Annotated in this window: 11 protein-coding genes, 1 tRNA gene and 1 pseudogene; 7 read left to right on the forward strand and 6 right to left on the reverse strand. The window is 36.6% G+C overall.

Translation table 11 applies throughout. The features are described 5' to 3' along the window. The first annotated feature begins 124 nt into the window (after nt 1-124). Entirely contained in the window at nt 125-1,396 is a 1,272-nt protein-coding gene (locus tag A7A69_RS01265; RefSeq protein WP_152876031.1) for an MFS transporter, read from the forward strand. A 45-nt stretch (nt 1,397-1,441) separates the two neighbouring features. Continuing rightward, nucleotides 1,442-1,750: pseudogene (locus A7A69_RS01270) on the forward strand (type I restriction enzyme endonuclease domain-containing protein); the annotation flags it as partial. A gap of 174 nt (nt 1,751-1,924) precedes the next feature. Here the strand turns inward: A7A69_RS01270 and A7A69_RS01275 are convergent. Continuing rightward, nucleotides 1,925-2,001: transfer RNA gene (locus tag A7A69_RS01275), tRNA-Ile, on the reverse strand. Between the two features lie 480 nt (nt 2,002-2,481). Here A7A69_RS01275 and A7A69_RS01280 point away from each other — a divergent pair. Then, the gene (locus A7A69_RS01280) at nt 2,482-3,012 is read left to right on the forward strand and encodes a ferritin-like domain-containing protein (RefSeq protein ID WP_120370576.1); all 531 of its coding nucleotides are present in this window, start codon (nt 2,482-2,484) and stop codon (nt 3,010-3,012) included. 410 nt (nt 3,013-3,422) lie between these two features. Continuing rightward, nucleotides 3,423-5,582, forward strand: coding sequence for a TonB-dependent receptor (locus tag A7A69_RS01285; RefSeq protein ID WP_152876032.1), 2,160 nt, complete (start codon nt 3,423-3,425; stop codon nt 5,580-5,582). A gap of 371 nt (nt 5,583-5,953) precedes the next feature. Here the strand turns inward: A7A69_RS01285 and A7A69_RS16515 are convergent, their stop codons facing one another. Next, the gene (locus A7A69_RS16515; RefSeq protein WP_171406786.1) at nt 5,954-6,112 is read right to left on the reverse strand and encodes a hypothetical protein; all 159 of its coding nucleotides are present in this window, start codon (nt 6,110-6,112) and stop codon (nt 5,954-5,956) included. Nucleotides 6,113-6,474: 362 nt separating this feature from the next. On the opposite strand from A7A69_RS16515, the gene A7A69_RS01290 reads away from it, so the two are divergent. Then, nucleotides 6,475-7,035, forward strand: a complete 561-nt coding sequence (locus A7A69_RS01290; RefSeq protein ID WP_120370575.1) for a 1-acyl-sn-glycerol-3-phosphate acyltransferase — start codon at nt 6,475-6,477, stop codon at nt 7,033-7,035. Between the two features lie 111 nt (nt 7,036-7,146). After that, entirely contained in the window at nt 7,147-7,896 is a 750-nt protein-coding gene (locus A7A69_RS01295) for a YebC/PmpR family DNA-binding transcriptional regulator (protein WP_120370574.1), read from the forward strand. A gap of 52 nt (nt 7,897-7,948) precedes the next feature. Here A7A69_RS01295 and A7A69_RS01300 read toward each other — a convergent pair whose 3' ends face one another. Further along, entirely contained in the window at nt 7,949-8,419 is a 471-nt protein-coding gene (locus A7A69_RS01300) for an Lrp/AsnC family transcriptional regulator (RefSeq protein WP_120370573.1), read from the reverse strand. 736 nt (nt 8,420-9,155) lie between these two features. On the opposite strand from A7A69_RS01300, the gene A7A69_RS01305 reads away from it, so the two are divergent. Further along, on the forward strand, nt 9,156-10,592 hold the full coding sequence (locus A7A69_RS01305) for a DcaP family trimeric outer membrane transporter (RefSeq protein WP_187349143.1): 1,437 nt from the start codon (nt 9,156-9,158) through the stop codon (nt 10,590-10,592). A gap of 138 nt (nt 10,593-10,730) precedes the next feature. Here the strand turns inward: A7A69_RS01305 and A7A69_RS01310 are convergent, their stop codons facing one another. From A7A69_RS01310 to A7A69_RS01320, 3 genes are read right to left on the reverse strand one after another with little or no spacing between them, the layout of a single operon-like run. Next, on the reverse strand, nt 10,731-11,474 hold the full coding sequence (locus A7A69_RS01310; RefSeq protein ID WP_120370571.1) for an amino acid ABC transporter ATP-binding protein: 744 nt from the start codon (nt 11,472-11,474) through the stop codon (nt 10,731-10,733). Between the two features lie 13 nt (nt 11,475-11,487). Beyond that, nucleotides 11,488-12,165: an amino acid ABC transporter permease gene (locus tag A7A69_RS01315; RefSeq protein ID WP_120370570.1), complete on the reverse strand. Its 678-nt coding sequence runs from the start codon at nt 12,163-12,165 to the stop codon at nt 11,488-11,490. Nucleotide 12,166: 1 nt separating this feature from the next. Continuing rightward, the gene (locus A7A69_RS01320; protein WP_152876033.1) at nt 12,167-13,009 is read right to left on the reverse strand and encodes an amino acid ABC transporter permease; all 843 of its coding nucleotides are present in this window, start codon (nt 13,007-13,009) and stop codon (nt 12,167-12,169) included. Between the last annotated feature and the right edge of the window lie 62 nt (nt 13,010-13,071).

Consider the following 13,071-nt stretch of genomic DNA (forward strand, 5'->3'; position numbering starts at 1 on the left):
ATGTGATAAACATTTTAAATATTTGATTTTTAAATATTAAAAAAATAAGTATTGATTTTATGAATTATAAATTATATTCATATATAGGAATCATAAGATCCAATCAGAAAAGGACTACTATACAATGGATATTGTCAACAAGGAGATAGAGTCTCCTAAAAAAAAGATTCAAATACTGGTTTTTCTATTTGCGTTAATTGCACTTATTGTGGATGGAACGGACTTCATGATGCTGTCATACAGCATGGTCAGTTTAAAAAAAGAATTTGGCTTAAGTAGCTTTCAAGCAGGGACATTTGCAAGTTTCACTTTAATGGGAATGCTCGTCGGTGGAATTATTGGTGGCTGGACATGTGACCGTTTTGGCAGAGTGCGCACCATTACTGTTAGTGTAGCGCTTTTCTCAATAGGAACTTTCTTATTAGGCCATGCACAAAATTACTGGCAGTTCGGTATTATCAGATTTCTTGCTTCCATGCCACTAGGTGCAGTTTATCTAGCCTCAAATATTTTAGTATCAGAATATTTTTCCACCAAATATCGCTCTACAGTGATGAGTACCATGTTATCTGGCTATATTATCGGGTTTATTTTAGCAGCGTATTTAGCAGGTATCATTATTCCTGAGCATGGCTGGCGATGGTTATTTTATATTGCCTTAGTTCCTATTGTACTGGTACTTTTTGTGCAAAAATTTATACCTGAACCTCAAGCATGGCGTAAATTACAAGAGCTTAGGAGACAAGGCATCAGCGCCAATCCGATCACTAATTTAACAAATACACAACATCAATCAGGATTAAAACAAATCTTTAAAAACCCAGAATCCAGATTGATGTTCATTTGTTGGACATTAATTTCATTTTTCCTACTTTACGGCTATTACGGTGTTAACGTCTGGATGCCATCATATCTAGAAAAAGATTTAGGTATGAATTTTAAAGCTATGACCAATTATATGATTGGATCATATATCGCAACAATTTTAGGTAAAATTTCTGCTGGTGTATTGGCTGATAAATTAGGAAGACGCTTTGTTTTTTCCGCAGGCTGTATTTGTACTGCTGGTTTTCTACTAGTTTTAGTAAACTACAACAATGCAGAAAATATTTTAATGCTGCTAATCATATTTGGTTTTGTTTATGGCTTTTCGACAGGTATTCACACCACTTATTTAACAGAAAGTTTTAGTACTGCAAATCGAGGTTTAGCCGCGGGTATTTCTTATAATATTGGTCGAATAGGTGGTGCTATTGCCCCTCCCACCATCGGCTTAATCGCAACACATACATCTTTTGCAATCGGTTTCTTTGTCATCTGCACGGCATATGTAATCACAGCACTGATTCCAGCACTTTTTATTAAAGATCGAATGTACGATCCTCAAAGCACATAACTATTTGATAAGTTTAGCAAAGGCACCTACTGGTGCCTTTACTTCATGCTAAGTACTACCATTAAAAGTTATCAGAACAAAGTACTCACTGCTGCTGAAGTGATTGATGAACTCATCAAGCTTGCAAAGACTATTCAGGAATCCGACAAACTTGCTGCTGAACTCAATTTGACTGAATACGAGTAGCATTACTCTGCTGTTGCTAAAAATGACACTGCAAAAGAACTCATGCAAAAATATATATTTAGAGAGCTTGCACTGGTACTTAGCGAATTTATTCGCCAAAAGGTTATGTTGGATTGGACAATTAAAAAAGCTGCACGTGCAAAGTTAAAAGTAATTGTGAAAAGGCTACGCAATTGGCACATGAACTAGCAAAGTTGTCAGATTTAGAAGAAGCATAATAATGAATTGGTCCATCGGACTTTTGAACTGATGGACCATCAAATAGACCGTGGATCTAAAGTTTTTTTACGCCTATTTTCATTGAAAAACCCTCTAAACTCATGGCTTAGAGGGTTTGATATTTGGTGGGCCCACCGTGACTTGAACACGGGACCAACGGATTATGAGTCCGCTGCTCTAACCAACTGAGCTATAGGCCCAAATAACGTAAAATATTGAATAATCAATAATTTTAAAAGAACCAGATGTTAACTAACGTGATCAGTAATAACAAGTATTTTTTAACTTTTTAGCAAATACTAAAACGTCATGATTCTACTCGGGTGATTCTATCCGATATAGATCAGTCGAGTAAAGTTAAGATACTGATTTTTTGATCATTAAAGCTGCAATTAAAAACATAAAAGCAACTTAGCGAAGAATACAAAATATCAGTGCTTATCCATTACTCAATCAATAAACAAAATAATAATGATTTTCATATACTTGTGTTTCTAATTTTTACAAATATCATCCCCATCTCTCCTATTTATTTTAGGAATATTTAACAACAATAGTGATTAAGAAATGTGTAATGGCATATCTTATTTAGCTTTTATAAAAAGATTTAACCTCGTTTTCTGATATCACCAAGATATTAAAATTTATATATGTAATTCAAAAAGTTGAGGAACTTACCCATGTCGAATGCAGAATTTACAGATATTGCAACTTTACGTCAAAGAGCACGTCAGCATGTCGAAGAAGGCGCTGTGACTGAAGGATATTCAGCAGACCGTGAAGAAATTATTAAATTACTCAATGAAGCGTTGGCGACTGAATTAATTTGTGTTTTACGATATAAACGCCATTACTTTATGGCTCAAGGTGTTAAAGCATCGGTAGCTGCTGCTGAGTTTCAAGAACATGCAGCTCAAGAAGCGACTCACGCAGATAATCTTGCGGAACGCATTGTGCAATTGGGTGGTGAACCCAATTTTAACCCTAAAGGTTTAGAAGATCGTTCACATGCAGAATATGTTGAAGGTACAACCTTAAAAGAAATGGTAACTGAAGATCTGGTTGCTGAACGTATCGCAATCGATTCTTATCGTGAAATCATTCAATATATCGGCGACAAGGATCCAACAACTCGCAGAATTCTTGAAGATATTCTTGCTCAGGAAGAAGAACACGCCGATGACATGGCTGATATTCTAAGTGATCTTTAAAGCTTTCGGAAACATTAAATGATTTTAGTTGTTTTGGCTTAAACCAGATCAGGTAGTCACCAATATTTGATTGAGACTGCCCTTTTTAAATTTGAGCTAAATTCTTTGTGAAAGAGAAACACATTTGCATTTATCTCATGCAAATGTGTTTTAATTTTGATCTTTAAAAACATGCCTAGTCGTGATTATTTATAAAATCTATATGAAAATCATGATTCATTTAGTCTAGCTATACACTAAAAACCATAAATTAAAGAAATTTTATCTTATTGATTTAAGAGAACTTAATATTAAAATTTAATTTGAAATATCAACAAAATTATGAATAATCAATAACATATAGGCTTGAATATAGCTTTTAAATCAAGATAATAGCAATCATTCTTAAATCTTTTTCTTTGAGCATTTCAATGCGCAAACATGTACTTAGTTCTTCTATTTTATGCTTTGGATTTTCAACATCATTAATGGCAACTACAAACGACACAATTGTAGATGAAATGCACTCTGATGTACTTCCTGTGATTTCGCTAAAAGCAAATATAAACGATGCTCTAATGCCAGCGGTTCATGCCAACTCCACTTTAAAGTCAGATGCCCCCCTATTTAAAACAGCGCAATCTGTTAGTGTAATTACACGTAAACAATTAGATCAAAAACAGGCAAATACGCTTGCTGATGCGATCAATGGTGTAGCAGGCGTTAGCGCAGGTTATTTAGGTCGTCGCGGTTGGGATGATTTTTTTATACGGGGGCAAAACTCGTCCGATCAAATTTTTATTGACGGCTTAAAACAAAGCCAATCTACCTCTGAAGGCGTTGCTGTAGAACTTTCAGGCATGGATCAAGTGCAGATCATAAAAGGCCCAGCTTCTGTAAATTTTGGTTTGGTGCAACCTGGTGGCATGGTTAATTTGGTCACTAAGCGGCCACAGTCTCAAACTTTTGTAAATACTGCGCTCACCTATGGTAGTTATGATTTGAAACAGGCCACGTTTGATATGAACTACGCGCCAAATCAAACAGCAAAAGGCGCTTTTCGTTTCACAGGCCGTATTGCGGATCAAGATGACCCGACTGATTATGTTTATTTTAAAAATTTTTATGTTTCCCCTTCATACAATTTTGATTTAGGTGATAAAGCTGATTTATCAATCATCGCAAGTTATCAACATCGTGAATATCTGCGCCAACAGGGTTTGCCTGTGCTTGGAACGTTAAAAGCCAATCCCAATGGCGCTATTGATCGTGACTTGTATATCGGTGAGCCAGAATTCGGAGCTTATAAGGGTGATGTATATCGAACAGGTTGGACATATCAATACACTTTTGATAATGGCTGGAAATTCAATCAAAATGCAGCAATACAAAAGTTACAATCAACTGGGCACATTATTTTTACTCAAACAGGTTCCTCGTTTTGGGCTGCAAATGCTCCAGCCTACACAACATTAAATCGTAGTAATAATGGTCGTTATCAGACACATGACATTACAACCTATTCTATTGATAACAGTATTCAACGTGATTTTAATCTTCTAAATATGGTTCATAATCTGAATATTGGTGTAGATGCCATGCAAACCAAAGATGATTATGTCAATGATCGATACACTACGGGTAATTTGAATCTATATCAACCTGTGTATGATCAGACAGTTAGCTATGTCAAAAACAATAGCACTGAGGATATTAATCGCTTGCGTTATACTGGCTTCTATATACGAGATCGTATCAATATCACCGAAAAAATAATTTTAAGTCTGGCAGGTCGTCAGGATTGGGCACAAGCCTCAACCCAAAATGTATCGAAAAATGGTGTGTTCAACAAATTGGCTCAAATCCAGAACTCCGATCAAAAATTTACTGGAAATGCTGGTTTGCTCTACAACATAAATGACATGATTGCTCCGTATGCAAGTTATGCAACTTCATTTTTACCAAATACCCGCACAGATGTATCAGGTAATATTCTAGCGCCTGAAACAGGTAAACAAGTTGAAGTGGGTTTAAAGCTGCAAAGTCTGGATCAGCGTATTCAAAGCAGTATTGCCCTTTACGATTTACGCCGTCAAAATGTCGCAACCGTAGATCCCAATAATTCTGGCTCTTATGTTTTAAATGGCGAACAACAAACTCGAGGCATAGAAGCAGAAATTAATGCTTATCTGTTAGATCGTTTAAAACTCTCCGCAAGTTATAGTCATCTTTTCGATGCCAAAACAACAAAAGATACAGTACTTACCAATATTGGCTTACCGTTAAACAATATTCCGCAAAATACTTATAGCTTGTCTTCGCGTTATTATCTTGTTGAAAGTGATTTAGGCTGGTATCTCGGTGGGGCTATTCGTGGTGAAAGTTCAAAATCGTATAATGGTCTGGATACTCACATACCATCATATATACTTTACGATGCAGAGGCTGGATATGATGCAGCACACTGGGGAGCACAGCTATCTATCAAAAATTTATTCGATAAAGACTATTACGCTGGTCTGCTTAATAGCAATATGGTCACAATAGGTGATCCAAGACAAATCAATTTCACCGTAAAATTTAAATACTAAAAAATCTATTGAAAATCTTTTTAGGGCGTTGCTACGCCCTATTTATATTTCAGTCATCTTAGCCCGCTTTCGACGTTTTCGTGATTCGAAATAAACTTCCAACGCACTCCATATACAAATGATGATAAAAACGCAACTTGCAACAATCATCAACGTCATCCACATTAAAATGTCCTTATTTTAATTGGTAAAAATATTTATAAATCAAAGTTAGATAAGACTAAAGTCTATTCTGTTTTTTTATCATCGGAATGGCATTTTTGTTCTTTTTTAACACTTTATTTATATCAACTTATATTTTTTATGAATTAAAAATGGCGCAATATCTGCGCCATTTTTCCTTTAACACGAAGAATAATTCAGATTATATTCTAACGTTGTTGATTAGATTGTTTTTGCTGGTTTTTTTGCTGGTTTGGGTTTTGCTGTTCTTGCTGACGCTGTTGGTCAGACTGTTGGTTATGTTGAGGTTGCTTTGACGGATTCGATTGTTGATCTTGCGATTGACCTTGTTGGCGTTGATTAGACATAACAATGTTCCTCATTTTTGCTTTTTAAATCACCTTAGTCATTTAGAAGTTGAGTTAAAACCCTAAGATGTCCGTTCATGCTAGACCATAAGTTAGGTTTACAATAATTCGGTCTGTAAGATTGTTTAAAGTTATGTAAGACTAAAAAATAGAATATTTGTGTATTTTTTTTAAACAAGAATAGTTTAGCTTCTCTTCAATTATTTGATCGATAAAATAGCTCACCTAATGTCACCTATCCTTACTTAAACTTACGTCAGCATTGAACGTAAAATTTTATACGTTCGTATAAAAATAGCTTTTGCTTCTTGTTTTTTCAATAAAGCGCCCTACACTATGCCGATCTTTAAAGGATGTTCATCATGAAAAAGCAACTTGCCAAGTCTATTTTCAAGCTTTCTGGCTGGTCATATCACATCGAACCCAATACGTTGGAAAATAAACAGGTCATTATTGGCTTTGAACATACATCTAACATGGACGCTATACTTTCATTGGCGCTTTTTGAAATTTTAGAGATCAAAATTCATACACTCATTAAAAAAGAACTTTTTAAAGGCCCACTTAAACCACTTTTAGAAAAAATTGGAGGCATTCCAGTTGATCGTAAAGCCAGTAAGGATATTGTTTCGCAAATGGTTGAACTATTTGATGAACATGAAAGCTTCAATTTAGTGATCGCACCTGAAGCAACCCGCGCAAAAAATGGTGAAACACGTAAACCGATTCGTACAGGTTTTTGGCACATTGCAAAAGCAGCGAATGTTCCTATCGTACTGATGTATGCCAATGCTAAAACAAAAAAAGGTGGTATTTTAGGTAAAATTTATCCTTCTGATCTCAATCAAGATTTGATCAAGATCCAAAAGCTTTATAAAGAAAAAGTTGGCTTGGACATTTATATTCCTGAAACAAAAAATTAGTGTTTGTTGATTTTTCAAAAGCTAGCCTCTTTCTCCTAAAAATAGGCTTATGGTAGAATCTGCACAATTTGATCGGGTACTCATCCCCATCCTTAAGGAGCATATTGCAACATGGCAGGTCATTCCAAGTGGGCAAACACAAAGCATCGTAAAGCAAAACAAGATGCCAGCCGTGCTAAAGTTTTTACCAAATATATTCGTGAAATTGTCACCGCAGCTAAACTCGGTGGAGCTGAAGCCGCCAGTAATCCGCGTTTACGTGCTGTCGTTGAAAAAGCATTATCGGTGAACATGACCCGTGATGCGATTAACCGCGCAATTCAACGCGGTGCGGGTGGCGAAGATAACGATGATCTAAATGAAGTCACCTATGAAGGGTATGGCGTCGGTGGTGTTGCAGTTTTGGTTGAAACCATGACGGATAACTTGAACCGAACTGTGCCCGATGTTCGCCATTGCTTTAGCAAAACCAATGGAAATCTTGGAACTAACGGTTCAGTCTCTTATCTGTTTACCAAACGTGGTGAAATTAGCTTTGAAGACGTTTCGTTAGAAGACAAAATTATGGAAGTTGCACTTGAAGCTGGTGCAGACGATATTGAAATTGAAGAAGATGGCATTTTAGTCATTACCTCACCTGAAAGTTTTGGTGATGTCCAGGATGCACTGACAGCAGCAGGTTTAAAATCTGACAATGCTGAAGTGGTTATGAGCCCATCGACTAAAGCTGAAATTACAGACATTGAACAAGCAAAACAAATCCTAAAAATGATTGATATGCTTGAAGATCTGGATGATGTTCAAAACGTTTATACTAACGTTGAATTTTCGGAAGACGTATTGACTCAGCTCGATGCTTAATCTGAATCTGTTTTAAAAAACGCGCTCACTGCGCGTTTTTTATTATTAATTTTTATAGTTTATTTAACAACTTATAGCAGTTAAATACATTGTATTCCTTAATGACAAAGCTTGAATGTAATGCAACAACATTGTCAATTTTACCAATTCTTCGCAGCAAAATATCACTATAATCATCCATATTTCGTGCAACTAGTTCTAAAATAAAATCAGCACTCTGACCTGTAACCAAAAAGGCGTTGGTGACTTCAGGAATATCTTCAATCTCTGTCAGAAATTTATCAAAAGTCTCGGTATCATGTTTACTTAAAGAAACTTGCAGCAAAATATGTAAAGTAAAACCAAGCTTCGCAAAATTAATATCACGCTTCAGACTACTCATGATATTGGTTTCAATTAAATGTTTAATCCGCCGATGCACCGAACTGACTGAAAGACTAATGCGCTCAGAAAGCTCATTCAGATTGACATCTTCATGGGTTAAGATTTCAAGAATTTGTTTATCAAAACGATCCAGTTCCATCGATGCTCCACAATCTTAATTAGGATATTTGAGTTTATTGGAACTTTTTATAACCATTTAATTTTTACAGGGTTAAAATTTTACAGGGTCAAGGGAAAACATCAGTTTACTTGTGACGACGTATTCACCGATAAATGAAATCATCTTGCAATTAACTTGTGGTCAATTGTGTCAAAGCCGAGTTGAGACCTTTTGGGTCAGATCTGCGTATCTCCCAATCCGCTGATCACTCTTCTCAGTCCCCATCACACCCTGATATATAAAGTACCAATATCTGTATGGAATTATTTCCCTAAAATAAAAAGAAACCAAGCGAAATTTAAATTATTTTTCATTAAATGTTATTTTTATGTTATTTTTTACCAGATTATTATAAATAATCGATTATAAATGTCATTTTAACTCATATAATTAATAAAATTTACTTTAAAAAATAAAAGATCAAAAGCGAACTACTTCTAAAAAAATATTTAAATAATTGCAATAAATTGGAACATGAATGATTTATTTTAGGACTTTTTAATACTTATTATTCTGAATAAAAACTTTAGAGTTTTCAAAGATTACATATAGTTATCTTATTTTATTCTTTTTTTTCATATTGGCTAGTTTTTGGATATTTTTCAACCAAACACAAAAGACTCATTAGTCTGTCTTAATTATTGGCACTATTCTTGTTAGTAAAAACACGAAGCTTTTTTTGATTTGAGCTTTTACCATCATCATTGGAGTAATCGTGATCAAACTTAATAAATTAGTACTTTGCATGAGTACACTGGGGCTATCCGCAATCTCTCTACCAGCTTTTGCTGCTACTAGTGAGCAGCAAGAGATACAACAATTACGTGCAGAAGTCGCAGAACTTCGCGCATTGATTCAACAACAGGCAGTTACCCAAAAACAAATCGTGGCAGAGCAAAAGGCTCGACCAGTTATTGCTACTCCGCCACCAGCACCTGTTATAGCACAAGCTGCACCAGCGCCTGCCAATGCAAAACCAGGTTGGTTCACTTTGCCAGATGGGCAAACACAAGTGAAACTTTATGGTAGCGTCCGTGCAGATGCGACTTATGACTTTAAAGGCACAAATGCTGACACCACGAACATCAATAACCCAACCAACAAAGTTCCTCTGAACTCTGCAAATGCCACCGAAGATGCGCTTAACGTCACCGCAGCAACCACTCGCTTTGGCCTTGATTTCTCACGTCCTAGCGACATTGGCGAGATTACAGGTAAAATTGAAGCCGACTTTATGGGCTCATCTGGAACGAATGGTACGGGTTCATTACGAGTACGTCATGCCTATGTGAATGTTGGAAAATGGTTAGCAGGTCAAACCACTTCTCCGTTTGTAAACGTTGATACTGCACCAGAGACAGTCGATTTCAACGGCCCAATGGGGTATGGTTCAACACGAACTGTTCAGGTTCGTTATACACAGCCAATCAATGCCAATCAGAAATTATTATTGGCATTAGAAGGTGGAGATGTTGATAACATTACAACAGGTAATGCCGTTATCAATGCAAATGGTACAACATCAAGTGGTGGTAACCGTTTCCCTGCTTTAACTGCTCGTTATGATTTTAAAACAGCCGATAATAAATTCTTGGCTCAGGCCCATGCACTTTTACATGAAAACCGTATTTCAACCAATGACAGCAATGATGAAGAAAAACTCGGTTGGGGTGTCGGTTTAGGCGCAAAATATAAAATCACCGATGCAGATACCGTATTTGCCAATTACTACCATGTTAAAGGTGATAACCGTTACTTGCTTTACGGCAATTCAGCTTATGTCGCTTCAAGCAATGTCGATGGTAGTTTAAATATTTCAGAAAGCGAATTTAACTCAGGTTTGATTGGTTACTCACGCACTTGGAGTCCAAAACTGAGATCAACCATTGCTGCAGGTGGTATTTGGTACAAAGATGATAATGGTTATGCAGATTTTGCGTCCCGCGCTGCAACTTTGCCAGCAACACGCGATGGCTTAAATAAGACTTTATATAACATCATTGTCAACTCATTTTATAGCCCGACAAAAGCGATTGATTTAGGTGTTGAATATACTTATGGTCAACGTAAGATTTTTGAACAGCTTGATCCGAACAAATCAGACGATGGTGATTATTCACGTTTAAATTTAATGGCTAAATACAGCTTCTAAATTCTTTCATGATTTAAAAAACCACAGATCAATCCTGATCTGTGGTTTTTTATAAACAAATTTATTCGACTTAGAATAACAATCATAGTAATAAAAAAAGAGCCAAGACAATGACTCTTCTTTTCAATGATAAAACACTTAATGCATCATTTGAATCTTGTCTAAAAATAATTTGGCGCGATCATGACGAGCATGTAAATTGCCAAAAAATTCGCTGGTCGCGCAATCTTCCAGAATTTTACCTTCATCCATAAAAATCACGCGATTAGATACTCGTTTGGCAAAGCCCATCTCGTGCGTTACGCACATCATGGTCATGCCTTCGTTAGCAAGTTGCATCATGACTTCCAAAACTTCACCCACCATTTCAGGGTCAAGTGCAGATGTAGGCTCATCAAACAACATACAAATCGGATCCATGGACAATCCACGAGCAATAGCGACACGTTGCTGCTGACCACCTGAAAGCTGACCTGGAAACTTATCTTTATGAGCAAGTAAGCCGACTCGTTCAAGATATTTCACGCCCTTTTCGCGTGCTTCTGCCACAGAACGTTTCAGCACCTTGACCTGTGCTACTGTCAAATTTTCAAGTACAGTCATGTGGGGAAATAGTTCAAAATGCTGGAAGACCATTCCGACTTTAGAACGAAACTTGGCAAGATTGGTTTTAGGATCACATAGTGATACTCCATCTACCAAAATATTACCTTGCTGTATAGGTTCAAGGGCATTGACGGTTTTAATCAATGTTGATTTTCCAGACCCAGAAGGGCCACAAACGACGACCACTTCCCCTTTTTCGATACTGGTGGTGCAATCTGTTAAAACCTGAAAATCACCATACCATTTAGAGATATGTTGGATGTCTATCATTGGCATTTAAAATCTCCAATTAGCGAATGATGGCAATTTTCTGCTGTAATCGTTTTACAAGTTGCGAAAGCAAAAACGAACTACAGAAATAAACCAGAGCTACAATAAAATAAAAAGTGGCTTTTGTTTCAGGCCCATAGGTATTGGCCAATGTATCTGCACGACCTAAAAAGTCAGGCGCACTGATCACATATACCAAAGAAATATCCTGAAATAAAATAATGGTTTGCGTTAAAAGTACAGGCAACATATTACGAAAAGCCTGAGGCAAAACCACATATTTCATGGATTGACCATAAGTAAAACCTAATGCATAACCCGCGTTCACCTGACCTTTAGAAACAGATTGAATACCTGAGCGTACAATCTCAGAAAAAAATGCTGCTTCGAAAATAGCAAAAGTCACAACGCTGGAAAATAATGGCCCCCAGTACGTATCTGATTGAAAATCAAATACTTTAGGCAATAAGAAATAAAAGATAAAAATAACCTGAATCAGTGGAATACCACGAAAAACATCCACATAAAACTTGGCAAAATTACGCGCAACAAAATTGTTGGATAAACGCATCATTGCCAGAGGTGTACCGATGAGAATCCCACCGATCATAGACAAAACAGTTACCGTAAGGGTAAAAACAAAGCCTTCTCTTAATGCATGAATTACGTCAGGATGTTGTAATAAACTAAAGTCCATATTACTTCCCTCCCGAGCCTAAACCTGGCACTGCCATTCTTTTCTCAATCCAAGCCATCACAAATTTAATTCCATATGTGATAATTAAATACACTGGCGTAGATAAAATTAAAATAACAATATCTTGAGAAGTCTCTTCCCGCATGGTTTTAGTATAGGCAAAGAAATTCAGTACACTTAAGGCATATAGCACTGCTGAGTTTTTAAACACATTCATGGCTTCAGAAGTAATCGTTGGCCAGACAATTCGATAAGCGACTGGCAAAACTACATAGCGATAGCTTTGACCTGTGGTAAAACCCAGTGCAGAAGCAGCATATTTTTGACCGCGTGAAACTGTATTAATCCCCGCCCGAATATGTTCAGATACACGTGCTGCGGTATAAAGCCCTAAAGCAAAAACACCAATGACGGCAGGATGCGTATTTAAAATATTTTTCCACCATCCGCCTGCAACAATATCTCCACTCCCTGAACTCAAGCTATCAGGCAAAAACTCGGGAAACACAAAAGCCCAGAAAAAAAGTTGTACAATTAAAGGAATATTACGAAAAACCTCGACATAACAGTTACCTATAAAAGCTAGAGGCTTATTTGGTAAAGTACGAATAATACCTAACAAAGATCCTAGAAAAAAAGCAATTAAAAATGCAATTACAGCGGTCCAAATCATTGTAAATACACCAGAACCTAACATTTGAAGCCATGTAGGTGCATCGGCGTAGGGAGAATAACTTGCACTGCCTAATCCTTTACAGATCGATTCAGCCCAAGCAGCCTTATCCATTCCGTATTCATTGGATTCAGCACAAAACGCAGTCCAGTTTAATGAGCCAACTGACATAGCTGCCCCTTTTAATAAAGTTCAAAAAGTACAGCTCATGCAGTAAAAATCACTGCATGAGC

Origin of the sequence: Acinetobacter guerrae, from assembly GCF_009372255.1 — a bacterium.
Taxonomy (GTDB): domain Bacteria; phylum Pseudomonadota; class Gammaproteobacteria; order Pseudomonadales; family Moraxellaceae; genus Acinetobacter; species Acinetobacter guerrae.

Excerpts from the sequence above, each read along its gene's own strand:
- A7A69_RS01265 (WP_152876031.1), top strand. The coding sequence starts at position 125 with ATGGATATTGTCAACAAGGAGATAGAGTCTCCTAAAAAAAAGATTCAA.
- A7A69_RS01280 (WP_120370576.1), top strand. The coding sequence starts at position 2,482 with ATGTCGAATGCAGAATTTACAGATATTGCAACTTTACGTCAAAGAGCA.
- A7A69_RS01285 (WP_152876032.1), top strand. The coding sequence starts at position 3,423 with ATGCGCAAACATGTACTTAGTTCTTCTATTTTATGCTTTGGATTTTCA.
- A7A69_RS16515 (WP_171406786.1), bottom strand. The coding sequence starts at position 6,112 with ATGTCTAATCAACGCCAACAAGGTCAATCGCAAGATCAACAATCGAAT.
- A7A69_RS01290 (WP_120370575.1), top strand. The coding sequence starts at position 6,475 with ATGAAAAAGCAACTTGCCAAGTCTATTTTCAAGCTTTCTGGCTGGTCA.
- A7A69_RS01295 (WP_120370574.1), top strand. The coding sequence starts at position 7,147 with ATGGCAGGTCATTCCAAGTGGGCAAACACAAAGCATCGTAAAGCAAAA.
- A7A69_RS01300 (WP_120370573.1), bottom strand. The coding sequence starts at position 8,419 with ATGGAACTGGATCGTTTTGATAAACAAATTCTTGAAATCTTAACCCAT.
- A7A69_RS01310 (WP_120370571.1), bottom strand. The coding sequence starts at position 11,474 with ATGCCAATGATAGACATCCAACATATCTCTAAATGGTATGGTGATTTT.
- A7A69_RS01315 (WP_120370570.1), bottom strand. The coding sequence starts at position 12,165 with ATGGACTTTAGTTTATTACAACATCCTGACGTAATTCATGCATTAAGA.
- A7A69_RS01320 (WP_152876033.1), bottom strand. The coding sequence starts at position 13,009 with ATGTCAGTTGGCTCATTAAACTGGACTGCGTTTTGTGCTGAATCCAAT.